The 25,387-nt window shown below is 61.0% G+C and carries 21 protein-coding genes; 11 read left to right on the top strand and 10 right to left on the bottom strand.

What is annotated here, in order from left to right:
* The first annotated feature begins 10 nt into the window (after nucleotides 1-10).
* On the top strand, nucleotides 11-1,711 hold the full coding sequence (locus MPN20_RS06760; RefSeq protein ID WP_242780735.1) for an AMP-binding protein: 1,701 nt from the start codon (nucleotides 11-13) through the stop codon (nucleotides 1,709-1,711).
* Here MPN20_RS06760 and MPN20_RS06755 read toward each other — a convergent pair.
* The 4 genes from MPN20_RS06755 to MPN20_RS06740 form a co-directional block, all read right to left on the bottom strand.
* On the bottom strand, nucleotides 1,704-4,316 hold the full coding sequence (locus MPN20_RS06755; protein ID WP_242780734.1) for an AAA family ATPase: 2,613 nt from the start codon (nucleotides 4,314-4,316) through the stop codon (nucleotides 1,704-1,706). The two genes, MPN20_RS06760 and MPN20_RS06755, sit on opposite strands and share 8 nt — an antisense overlap.
* Nucleotides 4,313-5,446 carry a metallophosphoesterase gene (locus MPN20_RS06750; RefSeq protein ID WP_242780733.1) on the bottom strand — a complete coding sequence of 378 codons (1,134 nt, stop codon included), beginning with the start codon at nucleotides 5,444-5,446 and terminating at the stop codon, nucleotides 4,313-4,315. The genes MPN20_RS06755 and MPN20_RS06750 overlap by 4 nt, the downstream gene beginning before the upstream one ends.
* A gap of 164 nt (nucleotides 5,447-5,610) precedes the next feature.
* Complete coding sequence (locus tag MPN20_RS06745; RefSeq protein ID WP_242780732.1) at nucleotides 5,611-6,981, bottom strand: SLC13 family permease; 1,371 nt, start codon at nucleotides 6,979-6,981, stop codon at nucleotides 5,611-5,613.
* 98 nt (nucleotides 6,982-7,079) lie between these two features.
* Nucleotides 7,080-8,213 carry a PrpF domain-containing protein gene (locus MPN20_RS06740; RefSeq protein ID WP_242780731.1) on the bottom strand — a complete coding sequence of 378 codons (1,134 nt, stop codon included), beginning with the start codon at nucleotides 8,211-8,213 and terminating at the stop codon, nucleotides 7,080-7,082.
* Between the two features lie 113 nt (nucleotides 8,214-8,326).
* Between MPN20_RS06740 and MPN20_RS06735 the strand changes: the two genes are divergently transcribed.
* The 6 genes from MPN20_RS06735 (at nucleotide 8,327) to MPN20_RS06710 (ending at nucleotide 14,691) form a co-directional block, all read left to right on the top strand.
* Nucleotides 8,327-9,247, top strand: coding sequence for a LysR family transcriptional regulator (locus MPN20_RS06735; RefSeq protein WP_242780730.1), 921 nt, complete (start codon nucleotides 8,327-8,329; stop codon nucleotides 9,245-9,247).
* A 225-nt stretch (nucleotides 9,248-9,472) separates the two neighbouring features.
* Complete coding sequence (locus tag MPN20_RS06730) at nucleotides 9,473-11,044, top strand: ABC transporter substrate-binding protein (protein ID WP_242780729.1); 1,572 nt, start codon at nucleotides 9,473-9,475, stop codon at nucleotides 11,042-11,044.
* Between the two features lie 2 nt (nucleotides 11,045-11,046).
* Complete coding sequence (locus MPN20_RS06725) at nucleotides 11,047-12,147, top strand: ABC transporter permease (RefSeq protein ID WP_242780728.1); 1,101 nt, start codon at nucleotides 11,047-11,049, stop codon at nucleotides 12,145-12,147.
* Nucleotides 12,144-13,085: an ABC transporter permease gene (locus MPN20_RS06720; protein ID WP_242780727.1), complete on the top strand. Its 942-nt coding sequence runs from the start codon at nucleotides 12,144-12,146 to the stop codon at nucleotides 13,083-13,085. Before MPN20_RS06725 ends, MPN20_RS06720 begins: the two co-directional genes overlap by 4 nt.
* Before the next feature lie 2 nt (nucleotides 13,086-13,087).
* Complete coding sequence (locus MPN20_RS06715; protein ID WP_242780726.1) at nucleotides 13,088-13,873, top strand: ABC transporter ATP-binding protein; 786 nt, start codon at nucleotides 13,088-13,090, stop codon at nucleotides 13,871-13,873.
* Nucleotides 13,873-14,691 (top strand): ATP-binding cassette domain-containing protein, encoded by an 819-nt coding sequence (locus MPN20_RS06710; protein ID WP_242780725.1) that lies wholly within the window; start codon nucleotides 13,873-13,875, stop codon nucleotides 14,689-14,691. The genes MPN20_RS06715 and MPN20_RS06710 overlap by 1 nt, the downstream gene beginning before the upstream one ends.
* A gap of 11 nt (nucleotides 14,692-14,702) precedes the next feature.
* Here MPN20_RS06710 and MPN20_RS06705 read toward each other — a convergent pair whose 3' ends face one another.
* Nucleotides 14,703-15,644 carry a helix-turn-helix transcriptional regulator gene (locus MPN20_RS06705; RefSeq protein WP_242780724.1) on the bottom strand — a complete coding sequence of 314 codons (942 nt, stop codon included), beginning with the start codon at nucleotides 15,642-15,644 and terminating at the stop codon, nucleotides 14,703-14,705.
* An 18-nt stretch (nucleotides 15,645-15,662) separates the two neighbouring features.
* Here MPN20_RS06705 and MPN20_RS06700 point away from each other — a divergent pair, with 18 nt between their 5' ends.
* The 4 genes from MPN20_RS06700 (at nucleotide 15,663) to MPN20_RS06685 (ending at nucleotide 20,913) form a co-directional block, all read left to right on the top strand.
* The gene (locus MPN20_RS06700) at nucleotides 15,663-16,079 is read left to right on the top strand and encodes a VOC family protein (RefSeq protein WP_242780723.1); all 417 of its coding nucleotides are present in this window, start codon (nucleotides 15,663-15,665) and stop codon (nucleotides 16,077-16,079) included.
* A 43-nt stretch (nucleotides 16,080-16,122) separates the two neighbouring features.
* On the top strand, nucleotides 16,123-17,256 hold the full coding sequence (locus tag MPN20_RS06695; RefSeq protein ID WP_242780722.1) for a helix-turn-helix domain-containing protein: 1,134 nt from the start codon (nucleotides 16,123-16,125) through the stop codon (nucleotides 17,254-17,256).
* 146 nt (nucleotides 17,257-17,402) lie between these two features.
* On the top strand, nucleotides 17,403-18,824 hold the full coding sequence (locus tag MPN20_RS06690; protein WP_242780721.1) for a TIGR00366 family protein: 1,422 nt from the start codon (nucleotides 17,403-17,405) through the stop codon (nucleotides 18,822-18,824).
* 28 nt (nucleotides 18,825-18,852) lie between these two features.
* Nucleotides 18,853-20,913: an acetoacetate--CoA ligase gene (locus MPN20_RS06685; protein WP_242780720.1), complete on the top strand. Its 2,061-nt coding sequence runs from the start codon at nucleotides 18,853-18,855 to the stop codon at nucleotides 20,911-20,913.
* 22 nt (nucleotides 20,914-20,935) lie between these two features.
* Here MPN20_RS06685 and MPN20_RS06680 read toward each other — a convergent pair whose 3' ends face one another.
* The 5 genes from MPN20_RS06680 to MPN20_RS06660 form a co-directional block, all read right to left on the bottom strand.
* Nucleotides 20,936-21,601, bottom strand: a complete 666-nt coding sequence (locus MPN20_RS06680) for a hypothetical protein (protein WP_242780719.1) — start codon at nucleotides 21,599-21,601, stop codon at nucleotides 20,936-20,938.
* A complete protein-coding gene (locus MPN20_RS06675) occupies nucleotides 21,594-23,132 on the bottom strand; it encodes a sodium/proline symporter (protein WP_242780718.1) in 1,539 nt (512 codons plus the stop codon). The genes MPN20_RS06680 and MPN20_RS06675 overlap by 8 nt, the downstream gene beginning before the upstream one ends.
* The gene (locus tag MPN20_RS06670; protein ID WP_242780717.1) at nucleotides 23,129-23,320 is read right to left on the bottom strand and encodes a hypothetical protein; all 192 of its coding nucleotides are present in this window, start codon (nucleotides 23,318-23,320) and stop codon (nucleotides 23,129-23,131) included. The genes MPN20_RS06675 and MPN20_RS06670 overlap by 4 nt, the downstream gene beginning before the upstream one ends.
* Before the next feature lie 143 nt (nucleotides 23,321-23,463).
* Nucleotides 23,464-25,062, bottom strand: coding sequence for a molybdopterin-dependent oxidoreductase (locus tag MPN20_RS06665; protein WP_242780716.1), 1,599 nt, complete (start codon nucleotides 25,060-25,062; stop codon nucleotides 23,464-23,466).
* A gap of 20 nt (nucleotides 25,063-25,082) precedes the next feature.
* On the bottom strand, nucleotides 25,083-25,387 hold a 305-nt coding region (locus MPN20_RS06660), incomplete at its 5' end, for a hypothetical protein (protein ID WP_242780715.1).

The following is a 25,387-nucleotide window of genomic DNA, read 5'->3' as shown; positions in this document are numbered from 1 at the left end:
AGTTTCGGGTATGAGCGATTGGTGCGAGACGCGACCATGGTTGGCGACACTGGGCGAGAATGCTCCGCAGCCCTACCGATTGGAGGCGTCGACGACGCTTGCCGATCTGGCCGCCACTGTTGACGAGCATGGTGAGCGTGAGGCACTCAGCTACTACGGATTCTCGCTCACGTGGTCGCAGTTCGACCGCTGGTCCACCGCGTTCGCCGCCTACCTCGCCGATCAGGGCATCACTCGCGGCGACAGGGTCGGCATCTACGATCAGAACACCCCGGAATTCGCCATCGCCACCTTCGGCATCTGGAAGGCGGGCGGCACTGTTGTCCCACTCAACCCGATGTACCGCGGAGAGCTTGAGCACATCTTCTCGACTGCTGAGGTGAAAGGCCTCGTCGTATCGAAGGCCGCTTACCTCGATCGAGTCGCACCATTTGCACAGTCGGTTCCCGTCGTCGTCCTCAGCGATGACCTCAGCTATCAGGTGGACGGTCCGGAGGCCATCTTCTCCGGGTTCGCGAAACTGCCTGCAACACCTGACAACGTGGTCTTCCATGAGATCGTCGAGCGGTACCTCGACACCGATTTCGTCCCCTTTGCTCCCTCGCCGGATGACGATGCGCTCGTAGTGTTCACGTCAGGCACCTCTGGCAAGTCCAAGGGTGCTTTGGCATCGCATGGGAACGTCTCGAACAACGCCCGCCAGACTGTGCGCTCAGCTTCGTTCACTCCGGGGGACGGTTTCGCGACACTGGCGCCTTTGTTCCACATCACCGGCTTCGTCAGCCAGTTCATCGCGGCTGTTGCCGGTGGAGCGCGTCTGGTCCTGAACTATCGTTTCGCACCGGGTCCGATGCTCGAGCTGTGCCGGCGTGAGCGGCCGACCTATATGGTCGGACCGGCCACCGTGTACACGGCGATGATGGCTCATCCTGATTTCACGAGGGATCATTTCGCTTCGTTCACGCGCATCAAGTCCGGCGGCGCCCCGCTTCCGGAGGGACTGGTCAACAAGTTCGAGGAGAGGACCGGCCTCTACCTTGCTCAGGGGTACGGCCTTACCGAGACCTGCGCTCAGGCCGCTACAGTCCCGACGGACCTTCGCGCTCCGGTGGATGAGAGCAGCGGCAACCTCGCCTGCGGACTCCCCCAGGCGGACACGATGATCCGGATCCTCGACGGCTCAGGTCAGGCGCTCGGGCCGAACGAGGTCGGCGAGATCGCGATCTCTGGTCCGCAGGTGATCTCCGAGTACCTCAACGATCCACAGGCCACTGCCGAGCAGATTCCCGGTGGGGAGCTGCGCACCGGCGACGTGGGTTTCATGGACGCCGAAGGGTGGCTCTTCGTCGTTGACCGGATGAAGGACATGATCAACGCTTCCGGCTTCAAAGTGTGGCCGCGTGAGGTTGAGGATGTCCTCTACACTCACCCGGCGATTCAGGAGGCCGCGGTCGTCGGCATTCCCGATGAGTACCGTGGTGAGGACGTCGCCGCGTTCGTCACGCTGGCACCCAGCGCCGATACCGATGCCGTCAGCGGCGCCGATATCATCGCTTACTGCCGCGAACGTCTCGCCTCTTTCAAGGCGCCGCACCAAGTGACGTTCATCGGCGAGCTGCCGAAGACGAGTTCGGGCAAGATCCTGCGCCGAACGCTGCGTGAAGACGCGGTCGACGCTGCGCAAGCAGCCCGGGCTGCGGCACTCAGCTGAGACTGACTGTCGTCGCTCCGCCGATGCTCCCGAACCGGTCCGGCTGGCAGGTGAGCAGGATAACCTGTGCACTCTGACCGACGTTGCCGAGGATGACGTTGAGGGCGTTGAGACGCTCGGCGTCAGCGAAGCCGAAGGCATCGTCGAGAATGACCGGTGCTCCCGAATCTCCGTCGACGAGCGTGGCGACGGCGAGGCGGCCGATGAGTGCCAGTTGTTCCTTCGTGCCACCGGACAGTGACTCGAAGGGAACGGTCCGCTCGTTGACGGTCCGCGAGACTATTTCGAGGTTCTCCGACACTTCGACGGAGAGTCCCTGCCCGAAGACCAAGCGTCCCAGACGCTCGATCTGCTCCTTAAACGGAGCCACATACTTCCGCTGCGCTTCTTCTTTGTGCGCAAGAACCGTGGACCTGAGCAGGTCGATCGCCTGAGCCTGGCGTCTCAGACGCGCCAACCTCTGACGGGCCGAGTCCATCGTCTCTTCAGCGGCAGCGAGCTTCTCGTAGATGCCTTCGCTCGCGCGGTCGTCGATGAGGGCCGACAGCTGGTCGACCTTCTGCCGGTCGGTCTCCCGTTGCGCCTCCTTGCTGATGACCAGCTGGCGAGCGTTCTGCAGCTGCATCTCCAGGGTCTCCGGATCAGCAGCCTCATAGTTCGCTTTGGCTTCGGCCATCTTCACAGCGATGGATTCGGAATCGGATGCGGCGGCTGTCGCAGCCTTCTCGAGATCCTCATCTGCTGCTGCAGCACGGGCCTGCGCAAGCGATTCCTTGAGACGAATGTGCTGTGCAGCGGCCTCCTGCAACGTGGTCTGGGCACGGACGGTGGCGACTCGGGCTTCGTCGCGTGAGGTGCGGAGTCGGTCAAGTCTTGATCGGGCTTCATCCACGTCGTGCTGCGCTGTCTCAGCGGCTTTCTCAGCCTCGTCGAGTGCCGCTTCCAGCTCTTTGATAGTGCGGGAGGCAAAGGCATTCGCACCATCTTCGACCGTTGCCCCCGCCAGATCCTGGGCTCGTGCCAGCTTCGCTTCGAGGTCCTGACGCTCATCATTGCCGAGCAGTGCGGTGAGAGTCGATGATGCTTCAGCCAAGACTGCCTCTGCGTCGGCCCGCCGGTGAGCCCGCTCCCGTGCCTGCTCGACCGAGTCCACCCCGAGCTTCTCGCACTCGGCGTCGAAGGCACTCTTCGCCGAGGTGATCGCCTTGTCCAGCTCTCCCGGGGAGACACCTGGCCGGACGATGATGTCAGCGATTCCGTCGATGGTGATGTGCACGTCTTTGACGACAGCGACGTCTTCAGTGGCCGCTTCCCCGATGACCGCGCCATCGATCGTTACCGGCCGGTCCCCCACTTGAGTGGCGACGACCTTCGCCGCCGCGGACGTCTTCGCATTTTCAGCGATGCGCAGGTCCGTCGCCAACGAGTTCAGCGTCTCGACGTCTCGACCTGTGACCGCTATCGATGAGATCGTCGCCTGTGCCCGTGTTCGCCGCTCGTCGTGCTCTCTCACAGTTTCCAGGCGCTGTCGCAGCTCGGTCAGTTCTGCTGTGGCGCGGGCCCGGGTGAGTTCGCGAGTCAGTTCCTTCGCCGAAGTGCGCGATTCATTGAGCACCTCCTGCTTCTCGCCGAGGGCCCTCTGCAGAGTCTCGAATTCTGTGTCTTTCTCCTTCTGGGACGTTTCCAGCTCGGACAGTTCTTTCGAACCAGTTCCCACGGCTGCTTCCGCTGCGGTCACTTCGTCGATGAGTGCCGTACGACGATCCCGGGACTCCTGGGCGATCTGTTCATCGCGCGCGGCGGACTTCGCGCGATCGACGATCTGGTCGAGGACGGTCTTGAGTTCGGCGATCGCTGCCGAGGCCTTCTCTGCTTCGTCCTTGTCGGCGACAGCCCGCGCCAACTGGGTGCGCACGGTCTCCAATCGCGCCGCGGCTCGCGCATGGTTGTCGACGAGATCGTCCATTCCGCGACTGCGATCGAGCAGGTCCTCGTAGGCGGCTTCGACAACAGGCACCTGAGCAATGAGGTCCTTATACTCCCCTGTCTCCCGCCCCTTGGCGGTGAAGTACTTGAGGTATTCGGCCTCGACCCGGACGAGGAAGTCATCGTGGTCGGCGACTTCGGCCCCGGATTCCCCCAAAGCACTGTGCAGTGCTTTGATCTGCGCCAGAGGCGCCTGTGCCAGGCTCTCTCCCTGCGCCACATCGAGTGCGACGAGGAGGTCGACGTCAACGGTCTCTTCGAGGATCGTCAAGAATCTGTCGTGGGCGTCGTCACTGCTCAGCTGCTCGGGGACAGGCCTCAGAACATTGAGCTGCGTCTCCTGCTGTTTGAGCCACCGTTTCCGATATTTGAGCTCATAGTCGCCAGTCGTCAGATGCAGCTCGACTTCAGGACCTACATCGGCTCCGACCGGCTGTATTTCTTTGATGCTTCCCTTGCGCGAACTCGATTTGTCCTCACGCAGGTGGGTGATTGCTTGGTGGATCGAGGACTTCCCGACCTCGTTCGGCCCTTCGACGACAGTCACGCCGTCCGCGAATTCGACGCGCGCGTCCGTGATCCCTCGGTAGTTCCGCAGGTGGATGGAATGGAGTTTCATGATCCGCTCCTTGCAAACCGGTAGAGCAGTCCCAGGGCATCCTGTGCGACCACCGCGCTTTCGTCGTCTCCGGCAGCCTGTGCGGAGAGTTCGTCGAGCGATTCCTGCAGATATCCGCTCAGTCCCAGTCCGGCGAAGTCGTCATCGGCGGCGATGACTGCGACGTCAGTGTGCCGCTCCCATAAGGAGACCAAAGCGAAGAGGTCCGAGGCGTGGTCGAGGACTTCATCGAGTCTCGACTTGGCCGCGGTCGACAGTGTTCCGCGCAGAATCAGCCAGACAGCCGTGCAGTCTTTGTCAGGGACGTCGGCCAAGCGCTGCTCGAGGTGGGTGACATCGTCATCGGAGTTCACGTCCTCTTCGACGACGAGGTAGGACCAGGCCCCGACGTGCACCTTCTCCACGGAGCTGGCGGAAGTCTCGGGATCGATGTCGACGAGGAGGATGTTGCCTGGATCGTCCTCGCGTCGAGATGTCACCTCAGGTGCACCGGGATACCAGATGCGATCAGTCACCGAGTGAGTCGCGTGCCGATCGCCCAGGACGACGAATTGGGCTCGGTTCTCGCCGAGCACTCTCCGAAGGGAAGAGTCATCGATGGTCGCCAGCGAATCCCGATCGGGGTCAAGAGAGCTCACGGCACCGTGACCGGCGATGATGCGCACATTCCCGGGGACAACCTCGGCGAGGTCATGGGTTGCCTGGGCGAGCAGATCGGCCTGGGGACGCTTCGAGAACCAGGGGGCACCGACGATTTCAACACCGGGGATGACCTCGAACGGTTTGCTGTCTCGCAGGACATGGACATGGTCGGGCTTGCGAGAGGTGAAGTCCGGTGAGTCGTAGATCGAGGCGGCGTCGAGGGGGTCATGGTTTCCCGGCAGGAGAACGACGGGAACGGTAAAGGCGCTGAGGACTTCGAAGGTGCGGGAGACGATCGCTCGATTGAGCTGGTTCGACTCGAACACGTCACCGCAGACGACGACGAATTCGCAGGACTGTTCAGCAGCGATCTCACCGATACGTTTAACAGCGTCGAGGCGGGCACGATGGAACCGGGGTCGGGCCTCAGCACTGAGGTAGTGCGCAGTCATGCCCAGCTGCCAGTCGCCAGTGGCTACGAATCTCATGGGTTCCTCCTTGGGTCTCCCCCATCCTATGTAGTCAGACCCCACCCTACGATTCGGCACTGACATGGACAGGGAGAAGCGTCGTTTTCGCGCGCATAACAAAGCGCCCCGGGCCTGCCGAACCGGTTGGATTCCGTCGGCAGTGCCCGGGGGCGCTCACATCGTCACATGATGCCGGTTGGCACCAGCAGAGCCCATGACAGCAGCGGCGCGCTGAGCACGACGAAGCCCGCGTAGATCATGAGATCGCGCCAGATGGTCTTTGCCTCTTTGCCCTGTGTGTTCGCAATGATCAGTGCACCGTCCGTCGAGAACGGGGAGACATCGACGATCGTGGCGGACACGGCGAGTGCGGCCATCACCGCTGTCGCACTGAGATCGCTCTGCTCAAGCAGCGGGATCGACAGTGGGATCAGCGCGGTGAGCAGCGCCGTCGAGGACGCGAAGGCCGAGCTGATGCCGATCACATAGCAGAGGACGACGGCAACGAGGAGAGGTGCACCGATGGCCACCGCCATCGTCGACAATGAGTCGATGACTCCGGCATGAGTGAGCAGACTGACGTAGATGATCATGCCCGTCACCAGCAGGACGGTGGACCACGAGATTCCCGAGACCAGACTCTCCGAGTTCTTCAATGAGGTGAACGCCAGCACCAGCCCGCAGGCCAGCGCGAGAAATCCGATGGGCAGCGCAAACCCGACGGCGCCGATGACCATGACGACGATGAGGGAGATGGTCAGCCACACCTGGCCGGTCATGCTCGACGTCGCTGTCGGCGCGGGTGCTGCAACGGCAACAGCCGTCCGCTGACCACCGCTCGTCATGTAACGCCCGCCTGCCGGATCCGATCCCGTCGTATCTGATCCCGTCGAGGGGGAACCCGCTGTGGGCTCGGTGTTGAAATCTTCTGGTTCCGGCACTGTCCGCAGTCGTTTGAGAGCCTTCATCACGACGACGGTGAGAACCGTGATGATGAGGTTGACGGCGTAGGCGGCGACGAAGAGCGCACCGGAGTCGATCTCGAATCCGTTGGATTCAGCGATGTCTCTGACGATGTTGCCGGAGACGGAGATCGGAGAGAAACCGCCGGCGTGTGCTCCGTTGATGACCATCGCGGCCATGACGACGCCGCTGTAGCCGGTCGTCGCGCAGAAACCCATGGCGGCCGGCGCCAGCAGCGCAACTGCTGCCGGGGAGAAGGTGCCCAGTGCAGTGAGCAGTGAGGAGATGACGAAGAAGATCCACGGCACGACGTTGATGCGACCGCGCACGGCGCGGATGGCAAGATCGACGAGGATCTTGATGGTGCCGTTGCGCTGGGCGATGCTGAAGAAGAACGTCACGCCGACGATCGTGAGAACGATGCTCGCGGGAAATTCCTCCAGTATCTCCTTGTCATCCATCCCGAATACGAAGGTGCCGAAGGCGAATGCGGCGACAAGCCCCATGATTCCGATGTTGACCGGCCACTTCGTCGCGGCGATGAACATCACCACCAGCACCACGAGCATAAGAATTTGAATCATCGTCATTGGTGTTCCTCCAACTTCATTGTCAGCTGATCTTCATTGCGAAGACTCAGAGTGTCCGTGTTGCGGTCGCTTGGCCGACCTCGTTCAGCCGACCTTGTTCAGCCGACCTGAGGAAGATCGATGTCCGCATGCGCGATCCGGCGGGCTACTCGCCTGACTCCCAGGCGGGCGACACCTCCTGCCTCGTCGAGTTGGACTTGGCAGGAGATGACTCCGACCGGTGTCCCGATGCGGATGGAGATCTCTTCGCCTCCGGCGACGGCCGAGAGCGCCCTGCTCCCGACGATCGAGTTGACGAGACTGCCATCGACGAAGGCATCTCTGGCCAGAGCGATCGCGGAAGTGATCCCAATGGCCGGATGTGGGTCAAACATCGACACCATTCGAGCCGAAATGTCGTAGTCGGCCGCGGAGATCCTCTCCCCCGAGATGCTTGTGTAGTCAGTGGGGGCGGCGACTGTCCCCACTTTGGGAACAGCGGGACTCGGCACTTCGTCCTCAGCCGAGAGCCCCATAGCCACCGATGCCGCAGACCGGATCGCGATGAGCTCACCCAGTCTCAGCCGTGTCTCGGCAACCGATTCGATTCCTGTCATGCCGAGCTCTGCTGCGTTGACGAAGCAAGCTGGGGCACCGGCATCGATGCAGCTGGCGGCGACGAACCGGTCGGCGTATGCCAAGCGAGTCATCGCGCCTCCGGTCGGCAGCAGCTCTCCGGTGGACGCACCGTCGACATTCTCGAAGAAGACGTTGATGGGTACGCCGGGCATCGACGAGCCCGGGATAGTCTCAGCGCCGTTCGACGGAATCCTCTTGTCCGGCGTCGCCACATCGGCAACGAGGACCGAGCGGGTGTTCTCATTGACCATGCGCACCGGGGTGGTTTCGCCCTGCGGACGGACCAGTCCGTTCTGAATCGCGTAGAGCGCCACCGCCGAGGCGCAGTTGCCGCAGTTCGACGTGAACTCGACCCCAGATGCTCCGATCCCGACCTGTGCGAACAGATAGCTGATGTCGATGCCGGGAATCGCAGACGGCGAGATGACAGCAGCCTTCGATGTCGTCGACGAAGCGCCGCCGACACCATTGAGCTGACGCTCGTCGCCGGAGCCGAAGGCAGCGGCCAGGGCGAGCGCTATGCCTGCCCTGTCAGCCGGCATCTCGTCATTGGCGAACAGCCAGCACTTGGATGTTCCACCTCTGTACCACTGGCCGTGGAGCTGATGAGCCACTCGAATCTCCTTGATCCTTCGCCGCTGTCTGCGACGACAGGAATCAAGTTTTCACATCGGCATATTAAGTTCAATCAATACTTATTTACATCTCTATAAGTTATTCTTAAACCATGAGTTCAGCGCCCTACAACGTCGATCGACTCCTCCTGCTGCTTCTCGTCTATCGGACCGGCAGCCTGTCGGCAGCAGCGGACGAACTTGCCCTGTCCACCTCGGCGGTGTCACAGCAGATCAGCAAACTCGAACGCGAAGTGGGACTGCCCCTCGTCATGCGCCATCCCAAAGGAATGCGGCTCACCGATGCAGGAGTCAAGCTCTCCACGTACGCGACGACGATCGACAATGCCCTTACCGCCGCGCGCAATGACATGTCGGCATTCGCGCAGCTCGAACGCGGCGAGGTTCGAATTGCGACATTCCCGACGTTCGCAGCCTCGGTGATGCCGAAGGTGCTCCAGCACTTCCACGACCTCCACCCCGAGGTGGACGTGACGGTCAAGAGCTACCGGCTCGGCCGGATCCAAGAGGCACTTGAACGACGTGAAGTGGACCTGGCAACCCTGTGGGACTACCCGTGGGCGCCGATCGACCAGGAGATCCCCGTCCGGACGACCCTGCTCAAAGAGCCCACGAAACTGCTCATCCCCTCCTCGCATCCTCTGGCCAGACGCAGAGTCATCACTCTCGAAGAGGTCGCAGAGGACCCGTGGATCACCCGCTCTTCCCACCCTGTCGCCTCGGTGCTCGGCCGCATTTGCCGCGAAGCCGGATTCGACCCGCGCATCGTCTTCGAGGCCAACGACTATCAGGAGCTGCTCGGAATGGTCTCGGCCGGCCTCGGTGTCGCCATCGCTCCCAGCCTGGCCGTGCGCTCACACGGCTCCGACGTCAAAGTGGTTTCGATCAGAGGGAACCCAGCGCCTCGTCGGATCGTGCTGTCACAGCTGCCTGAACGCGTTCCGTCACCGGCGGTACTGGCTCTGGTCCGTTCCTTCCGCAAAATCAGCAGCTCGAAGGAATGGCACAGCTGAGGCGACTGCATTCTGCAACCGCAGGCCAAACATGCAGAGATAGTGCAGAGGCGCCGCGCCTGTACACGTTTGGCCAGCAGCTTCCCGCCCAGGTCAGGCCTCCCACCTGGTGAGACATTGGTGGAATGCCACAGCAGAAAACACTCAGCGTTGTGGCATGGCTGATTGAACGGAGGCTGATTGGGATTTAGTGTGAGCTACAACACCTAACGTAAGGAATCCCACATGAAGGCTCGTCTCCCCCACCGAGTGCTCGCAATCGGTTCAGCTCTCGCTCTCACCTTCGGTCTGGCTGCTTGCAGCGGAGGAGACAAGGGAGGGGGTGACGCCAGCGACACGCTCGTCGCCGAGACCGCCTTCAACCTCAAGACGATCGATCCCCACCGGCAGTTCGAATTCACCGGCTCGACCATCGACAACGCGATCTATCAGACCGCTTTGGAATTCAAGGACGGCGACCAGACCAAACCAAGCGATGGTCTGTGCTCCTTCACAATGTCCGATGGCGACAAGAAGATGACGCTGACGCTCAAAGAGAAGGACGCAAAGTTCTCCAACGGAGATCCCGTCACCGTTGACGACATCGTCTTCTCCTTCAAACGGCTCCAAGGCCTCAAGGGCAATCCCTCGTTCTTCCTTGACGGCGTGACCGTGAAGAAGGTCGACGACGAATCCCTCGAACTCATCAGCAAGAAGCCCAATCCTGCTCTGCCCTACATTTTGCCCAACTCCTCGATCGGCATCGTCAATTCGAAGGTCGTCAAGGAGAACAAGGGCAACACCGATGAGAAGGACGGAGCCGAAGCCTTCCTCAATGAGAACTCGCAGGGCTCGGGGCCGTACAAGGTCGACACCTACAATGCCGACAGTCAGGTCGTGCTGACCGCGAACGAGAACTACAACGGTCCCGCTCCCAAGTACAAGCGAGTCGTCCTCCGCAACGTCTCCGCAGAGACCCAGCTGACCGACATCCAGTCCGGCCAGGCGCAGGTCGCCTTCGACCTCAACTCCGACCAGGCGAAACAGATCGATGACTCCATGGGTAAGATCTCCAGCCTGCCGTCGACGAAGAGCCTCTACATCTTCAACAACACCGACAAGAAGATCGGCGGACCTGCGGCCAACCCCGATTTCCGCAAGGCCGTCACGTCCGCTATCGACTACGACAAGCTCACCGAGCTCGCCGGTGAAGGCTCGCAGCGTATGGCCAGCCTGGTCCCCAATGAGTTCGTCGGAGCCGTCCCCAAGGACCAGGCACCCGAACGTGACCTTGAGAAGACAAAGAAGTTGCTCAAGAAGGCCGGTTACAAGGGTGAAGAGATCCCCTTCCACTATTCGAGTGATCAGTCCGTCAACGGTGTCGATCTGGCGCAGCTGGCTGAAACCCTGCAGGCTCAGCTGAAAGAGGCGGGCATCAACCTCGCGCTCAAACCGGCACCGAGTTCGACACAGCTTGATGGTTTCCGCTCGGCCAAGCAGCCCATGGGCATCGGCACCTGGGGTGCTGACTTCCCGGATCCCACCAACTACAACGTCTTCATCCCCGGCGGCAGCGTCGCCGAACGCGTCAATTGGGGCAAAGATGGAGACCCTGAGCTGACCAAGCTTGCTGAGGCTGCCGAGAAGACTGAGGGTGAGGCTCGTGACGCTGCCTACGCCAAGCTGTACAAGGCGACTGCAGACACCGGTGTCTGGATCCCCCTGGTCCAGCCTGTCAATACCGTGGCTGTGGGGTCGAGCATCACCAAGTACGTCTCCAACGCTGACGTCTCATTCGACTTCGCGAAAGCTGAGTGAGAATGACGGTCGGCACCACCGATAGCTCCACCACTTCCCCACCGAGCACCGACGAGGCACAGCGGATAAAACCGCCCCTGCTGCCTCCGCTGCTGCGCTACATCCTCATCCGGATAGGGATCAGTCTGCTCCTCATCTGGGGCGTGACCATCGTGACGTTCCTGCTCACGAACCTGGTCCCCACCGACCCGGTCGCCGCCATCCTCGGCGACCGGGCGGCCGCGGATCCCGCGATCGTAGCGGCGACCCGCGAGCGTCTCGGGCTCGACCAACCCCTGATCGTGCAGTACTTCACCTATCTGAGCAATCTGCTGCAGGGTGATATGGGTGTCTCGAACCAGACCCGGACACCAGTCCTCCAATCGATCGGACAGGTCTTCCCTGCGTCGATCGAACTGGGCATCGGGGCCATCCTCATCTCGGTCATCATCGGCCTGATGCTGGGTCTGGCCAGCGCGCTCAACCAGAACCGGTTCCTCGATCACGCCATCCGCACGCTGAGCCTCATCGGCATCTCCGCACCGACGTTCTGGATCGCGGCCGTCGGCTACTACGTCTTCTTCTTCAAACTCCGTGTGGTTCCCGGTGCCGGGCGCCTTGATCCGTGGCTCCAGCCACCGCCCAGGGTCACCGGTCTGTACACTCTCGATTCCCTCTTGGCCGGCCAGATGTCGACGTTCGTCAACGCCTTCGGCCACCTGATCCTGCCCTCATGCGTCCTGGCACTGTTCACGATCGGCCTGCTCACACGGTTCAGCCGCTCAAGTGTCCTCGACATCATCAGACTCGACTACGTCACGGCGGCCAAGGCGAAGGGCCTTCCTGCTCGCACCGTCATCTTCAAATACATCTTCCGCGGCGCTCTCGTCCCCATCATCACGGTGGTCGGCCTGGCTTTCGGCTCACTCCTCTCCGGCGCGGTCCTGACTGAGACCGTCTTCGCCTGGAATGGTCTGGGCCAGTACGCCTTCCGTGGCGCGACGACCCTTGACCTTCCGGTCATCATGGGCGTGGGTCTCGTCATCGGAATCGTGTACATCCTCGTCAATTTCATCGTCGACCTGATCTACGGCTTCGTGGATCCGAGAGTGAGGGTGCGATGAGCATCAGTTCACCCAAACAGCCACCGACGAACTCCCCCGACACCGACGCCGAGGTGCTTGAGGGCAATCCTGTCGACCTCGGTGTCAAACGGTGGAGAGTCCGATTTCCCAAGGCTCTGCGCACCCCGTTGGGATTCGTCGGAGCCGTCATCCTCGCCATCTGGCTGATCGTCGCGATTTTCGCGCCGCTCATCGCCCCGTTCAATCCGCTCGCCCAGGACTTCACCCGGCTGGCCCCACCCGGAGGTGAGAACCTGCTGGGCACCGACACCCTGGGCCGCGACGTGCTCTCCCGACTCGTTGTCTCCGCGCGCACCACACTGCCTGCAGCGATCTTCGTCGTCATCTGCTCGTCAGTGCTCGGATCGGTCCTCGGCGCAATCGCCGGCTATTTCGGGCGAGCCGTGGACGAGGTCATCATGCGCATCGCCGACCTCGTCTTCGCTTTTCCGACCATCATCCTCGCCATGGTCATCGCTGCAGCACTGGGCCCAGGTCTGAAGAACGCCATCATCGCAATCCTCCTCGTCTCCTGGCCCTCCTACGCACGCGTCACCAGATCTCTGGTGATGACGGCACGCAACAGCGAATATGTCGTCGCGGGAAGGCTGCTGGGATTCAGCGCCGGAAAGTCACTCCTGCGCGAGATCTCACCAAACGTGCTCTCTCCCGTCGTTGTCCTCGCCACCCTCGATGTGGGTTCGGCGATCCTGACCATGGCCGGACTCTCGTTCCTGTCGCTGGGCGTCGTCCCACCGACACCCGACTGGGGCGCGATGATCAGCGAAGGCGTCTCACAGTTCGCTTCGTGGTGGATCGCGTTCTTCCCCGGCCTGTGCATCCTCACGATCGTCATGGCCTTCAATTTCATCGGCGACAGTCTGCGCGACTCCCTTGACCCGCACACCGCACAGGAAGTGGGAGAGACCACCTCATGAGCATGATCAGCATAAGAGACCTCAGCCTGTCGGTGACGACGGGCAAGGACGAGAAGCACATTCTGCGCAATGTCTCATTCGATCTGGAGGCGGGCAAGATCACCGGTGTCGCCGGTGCCTCCGGGTCCGGCAAGACCCAGACCGGGCTGGCGATCATGGGCCTCTCCCCCGCCGGTGCCCAGTTGAGCGGCAGCATCGACTTCGACGGCACCGAGTTGGTGGGAATGCCCGCCAAGGTCCACAACCGACTGCGTGGGGTGCAGCTGTCGATGGTGTTCCAGGATCCCGCCTCGGCGTTTCATCCCATGCTCACCGTCGGTGACCAGATCACCGATCACCTCCGCCACCACAAGAAGGTCTCGAAGAAGGAAGCTCTCGAACGCGCCGTCAACATCCTCGAGCGCACGCGCGTGCCCCACCCTGAGGAAGCGATCGGGAAGTACCCGCATCAGTTCTCCGGCGGTCAGCTGCAGCGCATCGCCTTCGCCTCGGCGATCATCTGCGACCCGAAGGTGCTCATCGCTGATGAACCGACCACCGCCCTCGATGTCACCGTGCAGGCGGGAATCCTGCGACTGCTGCGCGAACTCTGTGATGACCTCAAACTTGCCGTTTTGCTCGTGACTCACGACTTCGGTGTGCTGTCCTCGGTGGCCGACACCATCGTCGTGATGCAGAACGGTGTGGTCGTCGAGACCGGCGATCGTGAACCTGTGATCACCGCACCGAAGCATGAGTACACCAGGTCACTCATCGAATCACTGCCCGGAGCGGAGGTCTCACGCTGATGACAACCACAACAACGACCGAAGACATCCCTCGTGAGTCCGCGGCACCGCTGCTCGAACTCGACAATGTCTCCTGCGAATACAAGCTCAATGGCGGCGGCCGATTCCGCGCCGTCAGTAACGTCTCCCTCCAGCTGGGGCACTCGGAAGTACTGGGCCTCGTCGGCGAATCCGGTTGCGGGAAGTCCACGCTGGCCAAACTCATCTGCGGACTCGAGAAGACGGCAGGCGGCACTATCACCTTCGAATCCCACCCGGTGAAACCCCTCGGCCTTGGCCGCCGGCCCAAGAACCTGCTGGGAGTCCAGATGGTCTTCCAGAATCCCTACGCATCATTGAATCCCCGCAGACGCATCAGGGATCAGCTCACCGACGCACTCGCGCTCGACCCCGAACACACCTGGACGGTGGAATCTCTCCTCGAAGCGGTCGATCTGCCCGTCGATGCTGCGGACAGGTTCTCGCATTCGTTCTCCGGCGGACAACGCCAGCGCATCGCGATCGCGCGGGCATTGGCGGCCGGGCCCAAGGTGCTCGTCGGTGATGAGCCGATCGCCTCACTGGATGCGTTCCTCCAGGCGAGGATCGCGCGGATGATGAGGGACCTGGCCATCGACTCCGGTGCGTCGATGATCTTCATCAGCCACGACCTCTCGGTGGTCCGCGAGATCGCTGACCGGGTGGCTGTCATGGAGGCAGGTAACATTGTCGAAGTGGGTTCGACAGAACAGATCTGGAATGACCCGCAACATCCCTATACGAAGAAGCTCCTCGCAGCCATCCCGAAGGTCGACGGCAAGGGGATCATTCCCGGATAGGTCGGGGCGCTTCACCCGCGTGCGCTGAGGTATTCGCTCGGAGTGTATCCGGTGACGCGGCGGAAGTCAGCGGTGAAGTGCGATTGATCGAACCATCCGAGCTCTGCAGCCAGGTCACTGAATCCTCCGTCCCATCCCCGGTCAAGTGCGGCGATGGCGTCCCTGATCCGTGCCCGGACCAGGATCTGTTTGACGCCGACGCCACAGTGGGCCTGGAACAGTCTCTGCAGCGACCGCTCGCTTGTACCGCTGCGCATTGACAGATCGCCGAGGCTGATGATCCTCGGGTCATCGAGCAGACCGAGGACCTGGCGGAACTTGGCATAGCCCTTGGTCATCTGCGGGCGAAAGCACAGCAGCCATTTCTCTAAAGACCCCACAGCAGCTGCCAGGTTGTCATCGGCGCTCAGACCACCACCAGCATTCAGGTCATCCCCGACAGACAGGTCGTCGTCTACGCCCGGGAACCAGGTCCGAGCGGGCACCGTCGTGTCCCGAATCGTCGCGGGAGATTCGTTCGCGAAGGCCACAGTGCCGCCGAGGTGGAAGTTGACTCCGATGACGCCGCCGCGGCCGAAAAGTCCGACGTCGAATCGATGCCCCGTCACCGGGCCGGTCAGCCAGATTCCCGCGCCGCTTGTATTCGCTCGGTGAATGTCACCGTATTCGACAGTGAGATTGATCGTCGGCTCCGAGACCGTCGCCGTCTGATAGCGCTCGCCGGCCGACTGATCCCAATTCACCGACCAATAGCGCTTCACCCACGGGCGCAGTGATTCAGCGACATCAGTGACGGCCGAATAGTGAGCGTGCTCGAGCATCTGAGCCGGTCTGAGCACGATCCCGAAGAAATGCTCCGGAGGCGATTCGGGAACCACTCCAGCCTGTTTCCCATGATTGGGCGTCGCAGTGCCGTTACGTGGCGGATTTTTCCTAGCGACGACATCGTCCATGGAACAAGAATGGCAGACATGACTGACACAGAGATGAATGAAGCCGATTCCACAGCCACTGCGGGCACAGTTCCTGTTGCGAAGCTCGCTATGGTCACGCTCGACGCGCCGGACGCCGCGGCGCTCGGCGATTTCTATTCAGCGGTGCTGGGCTGGCCGGTGGCGTATTCGGATGAGAACTATGCGATGCTCACCGGCCCCAGCCACGCACTGGGCATCGGGACGATCCCCGACTTCAAACGGCCGAGCTGGCCTGATGATGGGCACAAACAGTTCCATCTGGACCTCGCAGCCGACGACGTCGAGGCTGCGGCCGACCGTTGCGTCGAGCTCGGAGCAACTCGCGCCGATCCGCAGCCGGGTGAGACCTGGGTGGTGCTCATCGATCCCGCCGGCCACCCGTTCTGCATCTCTGACGCAAAGAACTGGGGCTGAAGAGACCCAACTCGTTCACAGAAGGCGTGCCAGAATCAGGAACATGATTGAACCAGGCGCCCTCACTGCACTTGCTGAACTAGGAGAACGGGAGACCGAACTGCTCGCGCAGGTCCTTGCTCGTGTTCGCTCAGATTTTCCGAGTTATGCAGATGTCAGAGACGAGGCTTTGGAATCCTCATTCCGACAGAATATCGAAATGTGCTCGCTCGCAGTGACCGACCCCGCCGCTCCGCAGTCAAACCGCCTATATACGTGGGCACGAATCGCCCGACGGCGTTTTGAAGCTGGCGTGCCCATCGACGATCTCATTCGGTCTTACACGTTCAGCATCGGTCTGATCGCGGACGAACTGACTGCACTTTTTGGGGATCACGGCGTCCCGACGGAGAAGATCCTCGAGACCTACCGCACGATTCGCAATGTTATAGACGCGTACACAGCTGCACTGGCAGCTGAATACCGCCAGCACCGGATTCAGCTTGACACCCACACACATGAGCTGAAGATGGATGTCATTGAACGGTTGAAAACGGGCAGTTTTGAAGAGCCACTGGTGAGCAAGGCCCTAGCTCGGTTCCGACTCAATACCGAACTGCATTTTCGGGCGTTCACGGCACGGCCCTCGCCAAATTCCGATATCGATATCTACAGCCTGATGGCACTCATCGAATCACAGCTCATCGGCGGTCGAGGAATTAGCGTCATTCACACGGACCAGATCATCGGTATTACCGTGCACGAGTTTACGCCAATGCCCGAAGTGTCGGTGTCGTATGGGCACCGCAGCCGCCTAGATACGCTTGCCTCATCATTTGACACTGCCGAACAGGTCGCCGCTACTTCAGGCGCCCGCACGGAAGGCAATCACACGCTTGAAGAATCCAGTTGGAGAATCGCCGTAGTTGCTCAGACTCCCCTCATAGACCACCTACAGAGCCGCTTCCTCGCCCCACTTCATCTTTCCAAAGTAGGCGAGGGAGTCCTGCTGCACAGCGTGCACCACTTTTTGCGGCACAACCGTTCATATCGACAGGCAGCACAGTTTTTACACTGCCATCCGAACACGCTGCGGTACAGGATCTCCCGTTTCGAAGAACTCACCGGCACAACGATTTCCAATACGGAAACCATCATCGCTCTCGAGTGGATGTTCGAGGCACAGTCTCGTTTGTAATTGAGTACAATCCAGGGGCGCAAAATTCGCAATTGCACCCATACACAGGTGTCCAGTAAACAACCAAAATGGGAGACGGAGCATTGGACCGCGACGGTTCAAAACGCTCGTCCCGACACCTGCGATCAATTGCAAAGGAGCAATCTATGAGAACAATTTCGCGAGCCCTCAACCTCGCAGTGGAACGGTTCCTTCCGAATGCCTATCTGTTCGCCCTGATTCTCACTCTGATCACTCTTGTCCTTGGCATGACTTTGGGAGGACAGTCGCTTCCTGAGATGTCGGAACATTGGTACAACGGGTTCTGGACGTTCCTCGAATTCGCCATGCAGATGCTTGTTGTCCTCGTCACTGGTTATGCCCTGGCCAAAGCGCCGATCGTGAATCGGTTGCTCTCACATTTCGCCTCGATTCCGAAGACCCAGATCGCTGCGCTGATCATGACGATGGTTGTCTCGGGCGTTCTCGGCTTCATAAGCTGGGGTCTTGGCTTTGTCGGCGGCACATTGATCGCCATCGAAATCGCGCGCCGGGTTCGCGTAGCCGACTTCCGTCTCCTAGTCGCCGCATCCTATGCCGCGGTAATCGCCACTCAACCGGTCTCCCTGGCGCTGACTGCTCCCCTCCTCGTCAACACTCCCGGTCATTCGTTGGAGGACAAGATCGGACTCGTCCCAGTCACAGAGACATTGTTCAGTCCGACAATGATAAGTGCCGCCGTACTCGGTTTCTTTGGGGTCCTCGTCGCTTTCATATTCATGGCGCCGAAAGATGCCGAAGTCGTGTCATATTCAGCGCCCTCTTCGGCTGGCACATCTCAGGGAGTCTCGAATCCTACTCTCGCAACACGTTCAGCTACTTCCAGCGGAAGGCAGAACAGCGTCTCCGCTACAACAGTGGCTGTAGACGACGATCCAGAACCTGCTCAAGCGACCGTCTCCGATCGAATCAACAACAGCCGACTCATTAACATCACCATTGTCATATTCGGGCTCATCGCGATTACGACGTATTTTATTGCGCAGGGGTTCAACCTCGAACTGAACATCATCAATTTCATCTTCCTGATCGTCGGAATGGCTCTTCACGGCAGTCCAGTGAAATATGCGCAATCCATCACAGCAGGCATTCCTGCAGCCTCTGGCATCGTTTTGCAATTCCCGTTCTACGCAGGAATCATCGGAATGATGACAGGTTCAGGTCTCATCGTGCTGATCGGCCAATTGTTCGGTTCGATTGCCACCGAGGCGACTTTCCCCTTCTTCACCTATGTCTCCGCAATGATCGTCAACGTCTTCGTCCCTTCTGCCGGCGGACAGTGGCAGGTGCAAGGACCGGTCATGATCGAAGCCCTCGGCGCAATGAAGGTCGCCCCGGCGACAATCGTCAATGCCATCTCAGTCGGCGACATGACCACTAACCTCCTCCAACCGTTCTTCGTCCTTCCTGCGCTCGGACTGTCGGGACTCGGGCTCAAGGACATATGGGGTTACTGCATGACGGCGATGGTTGTGCTGATGCTGATCTGCGGTGCGATCTTTTTACTTGTACCAGTACTCGGCTGGTGATTAAACAATTGGCTGACGGGAAAACAACATGAAAAGAGTTGAACTTTGGAGACCCAGCGTCGAGCGTGTCGCAGGATCCGAAATACGCAGATATCAGACATGGCTGGAGCAGACTCGAGGCATATCTACCGATTCCTACGACGACCTGCACGCTTGGAGCATCGCAGATATTGACTCGTTCTGGGAGTCGATCTGGGAATATTTCTCCGTTATCGGCGATCGCAGTTTGGGTCCTATACGTTCCGGGAACGATATGGTCAACACCCGCTGGTTCGCAGGTACCAATGTGAACTACGCCGAGAACCTGCTCAAGCAAGCTGAGGTCACTCCTGATGCCGAGGCCATCGTGGGCATCCACGAATCCGCCCCGCGAACGTCGAAGACCTGGCGAGAGTTGCGCCAGGATGTCGGCTCGTTGGCCGCGCATCTCAGGTCTCTCGGCGTTGAACCCGGCGACACTGTCTGTGCAGTGCTGCCGAGCATTCCAGATGCAGTGACTGCTCTGCTTTCTGTCGCAAGCATCGGGGCTGTGTGGTCGCTTGTGAATACCGATTTCGGTGTTGATGGGATCGCCGACCGTTTCACCCAGCTCCAACCGAAAGTACTCATCACCGTCAACGTGAACGAGTTTGCAGGCCAGGTCCATGAACAGTTGCCACTGTTGCCCAAGATACTAGGGGCTCTACCTTCAGTCAGGAATCACATCCTCATTGAAACAGACAGCAGCGACACTCTCACCGGATGGAGCGATTCGTTGACGCCCGAGCGCGCGAACGGGGACACATCTCGCGAAGGCCAAGCGACTCCTGTTCGAAGTGTCCGTTTGCGCGAGATTCTGGCACAACCGCAGGAATTGGAATTTGCGACAGTTGAATTCTCCCACCCGCTGTGGGTGTTGTACTCATCAGGGACGACAGGAAAGCCGAAGGGCATTGTGCACTCGCACGGCGGTATCGTTCTCGAAACGTTGAAGAGCAACGGGTTGCAATACGACATCTGTCCAGGTGATCGAGTGCATTTTGCCGTATCAACTACTTGGGTGGTGTGGAACATGCTGGTCGACTCAATGATGCGGGGCGCCACTATCGTCACCTATGACGGGTCGCCAACCTATCCGCGAGTCGACAGACATCTACTGATCTGCAGCGATGAAGATGTGAGCATGTTCGGCACAGGAGCGGCGATACTCTCTCGGATCGAACGCTCTGGCGTGCAACCACGTGAACTATACTCGCTCGACAAGCTGCGCTCGATTCTCTCCACAGGGTCTCCCCTCCCGGCTTCCGCGTGGGAATGGGTGTATGGCTCGATCAACTCTGAAATCCGGCTCGGCTCAGATTCCGGCGGCACGGACATTGCCTCCGGGATACTGGGCTCGAATCCTTTGGACCCCGTCTATGTTGGCGAGCTACAAGGTTCCTACCTCGGCGTCGATGCCCGCACAGTTCGCGAGGACGGAGAGGCTGTCGAGGGTGAGGTCGGCGAACTCGTCATTGCACAGCCCCTTCCGTCAATGCCAGTGAAGCTCTGGAATGACCCCACAGGTGAGAAATACAGAAGCGCATATTTCGACGACATTCCTGGAATGTGGCGGCAAGGGGATTGGGCGACGAAGGTTCCTGACGGTGGCTATGTTCTCCATGGACGTTCTGATGCGACGATCAACCGGGGCGGAATTCGAATGGGATCCGCCGACATCTGTCATGTAGTCGATACTGTCCCGGGTGTCCAGGCGTCGATGGTCATTGGCGCCGAGCTCGAACAGGGCGACTATTTCATGCCGCTGTTCGTCGTCCCCGATGACGAAGTCGACGTCGACAATAGCCTGCGGGAGGCAATCATACAGGCAATCCGAACACGACTCTCACCACGATATGTGCCCGACGAAGTCATCGAGGCCCCCGCAGTCCCGAAGACGCGCACCGGAAAGCTCATGGAAATCCCCATCAAGAGGATCTTCCAAGGCGCTGATCCTTCAGCCGTCAGCAGGACCGCTGCCGAAGACCCGAAGGTACTCGAGTGGTACCTCAACTATGCCTATGAATTCGCCCGGAGCCGAACACCGAATGCGAACCCCTACCAGAGCTGATCGCACCGCATTTGGCTCTCAGTCAGTCCCGGATCAGCTTCTCGACGCGGACGATGTAGTGGGAGGAGTCAAGACCGTCGACGAGGATCGTGGCTGAGAACTTCTCGTTGGCGCCGGTGACGAGCCAATTGGGTTTGAGGATCCCCCGAGGTGGCGCCACCTCGTCGAGGGTGATTCCCATGCCCAGCTTCACCGTCTTCACAACCTTGGTCCGCACCAGCGAACGGGCCGTTCGCGAGACCTCGAACAGACTCGGCCTCGGACCTGCCTGGTCCGATGGCTCGAGTGCAGCGTCCCACTCGGCAGCACCGACGGCAGTACCTCGCGGCTCGAAGTCTGCGATGAACCCTTTGCCCGAGTACGCGTTGACGAGGACATTCATTCGCTGACCAGACACTGGGCCCACACCAACAGCACCGCTGCTCAGCGGACCATTCCGGGAACGGCTGAAGATGCCCCGGGTGCGAGCAGTAAGCACCGTCCACCAGAACGGGTGGAGCACTTCCCGGACCTCGGCGTGAGATCCGGGGAGCTTGCGCTGAAATACAGCGAGTGCCTCGGCGACGGTGATGTTCGGGGTCAGCCGCAGCGCGGGTTCCCGAGTGCCCGGACCATCGGCATCGCCCCGAGCAGATGGAGCAGGCTGACCTGTTCCCCCACCGGGCACATTTTCCGGGTGCTCACGCATCCTTGGGCACCTGTGCTGCCAAGGCATCGTTCTGACCGGTGAGCATGTGGGCCGGGATGGCCCCGATCTTGTCAGTCTCCTTCAACGCGGCGACAACGTGTGCCGGCACCGGGTGGGACTTCTGGCTGGCCAGAGACACGAGGATGAGTCCCAGAGTCGAGCAGACGATGCCCACGCCCATAGGATCGACTCCGGTGACATCGACGAGCCCGGTCAGCTGCCAGACGACCGAGGACACGGTGCCCAAGACCATCGAAGAGATTGCGCCGGGAACGTTGGCCTTCTTCCACCAAGCGGCGGCCACGTAGACGGGAACGAATGCGGCACCGAGCACGGTGGTGGAGAAGATGACCACCTCGGCGACGGCCGGAGGATCATTGACCGCCACAATGTAGCCGATGATGGCGAGGATGAGGACGGTGAAGCGTGAGACCCACACGGACTGGCTGTCGGACATGTCCTTCTTGATGAAGCGCTGGAACAGGTCCTGGCTGGCGATCGTGCCCGACTGCAGCAGCAGGGCATCCGCGGTGGACATGATCGCTGCCATGATGCCGGCCATGACGATGCCGACGGCGAAGTTCGGCAGCACCGTGTCCGCGACCTGGAACACCGCGAGCTCGGGGTTATCGAGGTTGGGCAGGATGATGAGCGCCATGATGCCCACGATGTAGGGCGCGGGGATGAACAGGAGGTTGAAGCCGGTGGCGTACATGCTCGCTGTGCGCGCGACCGAGGGCCGCTTCATGGCCATATGGCTGACGTTGACGTGCGGCCAGCCCATGTAGCCGATGGAGAAGACGAGGACCGCGCCGATGATGACGCCCCACTGGACGGAGTCGATGCCGTCGGGGCCCCACATTGTGAGCAAGTTCGGGTTGATCTCACCGACGGCATTGTTGCCGGCCGTCCAACCGCCCACGGCCTGAAGTGTGCCGATGAGGATCCACACCATGCCGATGAGCATGATGATGGCCTGCACGAAGTCGGTGTAGGCCACGGCCAGGTAGCCGCCCAGGAAGGTGTAGAAGACGATGACGCCGACGGCGATGAGCAGGGCCCATGCATAGGGAACGCCGGTGACCATCTCCAGGCCGCGACCGCCGGCGATGAACTGGCTCATAACGTAGAAGAAGATGCAGAACACGGCGACAGGGGCGGCGATCGCGCGGATCCACTTCGACGGGTAACGGTGCTCGAGGTATTCGATCGAGGTCAGGGAACCCAGGATCTGTGAGAGCTTGCGCATCCGCCTGCCCAGGATGGACAGGTTGAGCACACCGCCGCCGATATCGCCCATCGCGTACCAGAGCGAGAAGTAGCCCTTCGTGTACGCCAGGGACCCGGCACCGAGGAACATGTACCCCGACATCGATGAGCTCTGCAGCCGCAGTGCGGTCACGGCCGGCCCGAGGCTGCGTCCGCCCAACAGGTAGCCTTCGCTGTCCTTGTTGCCGATCTTCAGCGTCCACACACCGATGCCGGCCATGGCGATGAAGTAGATGACGAGGAACCAGGTCTCGAGGTTCATACCAGTCCCCCGTTCTCAGTTTCCGAGCCCTGCTCGGTCACCGAGGCTCGAGCGACGAGGTCCTGATCTTCAGCGACATCCTCGGCCTTCCACCCTCGAGAGAGGTAGACGAAGGCGAGTGTGTAGATCACCCAGATCGCCGGGATGCCGAAGATGATGACGACTGTTGCCGTCGGTAAGCCGAACACGAAGACCACCTCATTGTGCTGTCGAACAGGACGTACCGGTGACCATACAATGTTCTGTCAGATATTTCACAAGCTTCTCAGAAACGCGTCCCCGCGGGGACGCATGCGTGTGAGAAGACTCTGCTGCTTCCGCGCAGGTCGGCTCAGTCGACGGTGAAATCCCGACTGTGCAGTCCGGTCGCGCTTCCCGGGATGGCAGGTCGACGTTCGGAGATCTGGACATTGCCCTCGGCATCGGTCGCCCGCACCGTCACCGTGTGAGAGCCGGTTTGAACGCCGGTGAGTTCGCAGCGCCACTGCCGCCAGGTGTCCTTCGTCAGCTCGTCGCTCAGCTGCGCCGACTGCCAGTCGCCGTTGTCCAGACGTACTTCCACCTTCGCGATGCCGGTGTGCTGGGCCCATGCCATTCCCGCGGTGACGATCGTGCCGCCATTCTCGGCGGTGACGTGGATTCCAGCCTGGGGCACATCGACGCGGGAGGCCACCAGCACTGGCCCGTGAGTCGACCATCCGCGCGTCGTCCAGTACGCCTCCTTGTCCGCGAACCGGGTGACTTCTATGTCGGTCACCCACTTCGTTGCGGAGACAAAGCCGTAGAGGCCTGGCACCACCAGCCGAGCAGGGAACCCGTGCTCGCGCGGGAGCGGTTCGCCGTTCATGCCGACCGCGAGCAGTGCCGCGCGGTCGTCGGTGAGCACCTCGAGCGGGGTCGAGGCACTGAACCCGTCGTCGGAGGCCGACAGGACCATGTCGGCCCCCGCTTTCGGTCGCGCTCGAGCGAGGAGCTCGCGCACCGGGTAGCCCAGCCATTTCGCGTTCCCGACCAGGTCACCGCCGACTTCGTTCGACACGCACGCGAGGCTGACGTAGTGCTCTTCCAAGGGCAGGCCAAGCAGTTCGTCCATCGTGATCTCGACCTCCTGTTCGACCATTCCGTGGATGCGCAGCGACCACGATGAAGCATCGACTGCTGGTGGGATCAGTGCGGTGTCGATCCGGTAGAAGTTCTCGTTGGGTGTGATGATCGGGGCGAGGCCCGGAAGCTGGAAGCTGGCGCCCGCCGGAACCGGTGCCGCCGAGGTGGCCGGACGTGGCAGCACGAGTTTCGTCAGGGTGCCTGCCGCATTCCGTGCGAGGATCGCCGCCGACTGACCAGCTGCGATCGCGGCAATGCCGACGGCGGAGACACCTGCGGCCAGGCCGAAGAAGGCACGTCGGTCGGGTTGGCCCGGAGTTCCTGTCGCTGGACCTCTGTCTGAGCGTGTGACGTCGCGCATGGAGTGCTCTGAGCGCTCGCCGAGGCGGATAAGTCCGAGATATGCGGCGATGCCCACTGCCAGACCGACGAGAGCAGGCACGGCCGCGGCCAGTGATCCTCCGGTGCTCAAACCGAGCACCACGGGGAGGAGACCGAGGCCGATGAAGAGGACGAGAGCCAATGACCGCCGGTTGACGCCGATCCGGCCGATGCCGGCTCCGATAGCCACTCCGACCACAACGATGGTGAGGACAAGCGCCAGCTTGTCATGGGTGCCGAAGACGGCGATCGCGGCCTTGATCAGGGCGGTCGGCGTGAGCGGGATGATCGCCTGTCCGAGGATGAGCAGCGGCGCTGCAGCGGACTGGAAGGCACCAGCGATGAACTCGGCGGTGCCGAAGTAGATGAGTGTTGCGGCAATCCCGGCCAGGGTGAAGTGGAGCGGACGTCGGTCGATCATGGCAGGTCCGTCATTGCTGATCATTCATAGCTCGACATTGCCTTTCAGGCGAGATTGCGGCGCAGCCGAACCGCGGCGTCGAGGAGCTGCGTCATCTGCTCGTCGCGTTCGCTTTCGCCCAGCTCTTCGGCGCTGAGCCTGCCTTCCTCGAGCAACACGACGACCTGATCGGCCAGACTCTGGTCACCGAGGTCGGGAACCGTACGGCTCTCCGATCCGATCGCGGAGAACTCGGCAAGCGCCTCGGTGATGGTGTCCCGACGGGACCGATCCGGCGTGCGCTCCCCCGCCTCGGCGAGGTGTCGGGGGTTGAGCCCGATGATGCGGATGCGCAGACGGCGGACCTCGG

The sequence above is a fragment of the Brevibacterium sp. ZH18 genome, from assembly GCF_022748595.1.
Classification (GTDB): domain Bacteria; phylum Actinomycetota; class Actinomycetes; order Actinomycetales; family Brevibacteriaceae; genus Brevibacterium.
Note: the sequence above shows the minus strand (reverse complement) of the source record. Positions and strands in the feature narration are given on the sequence as shown.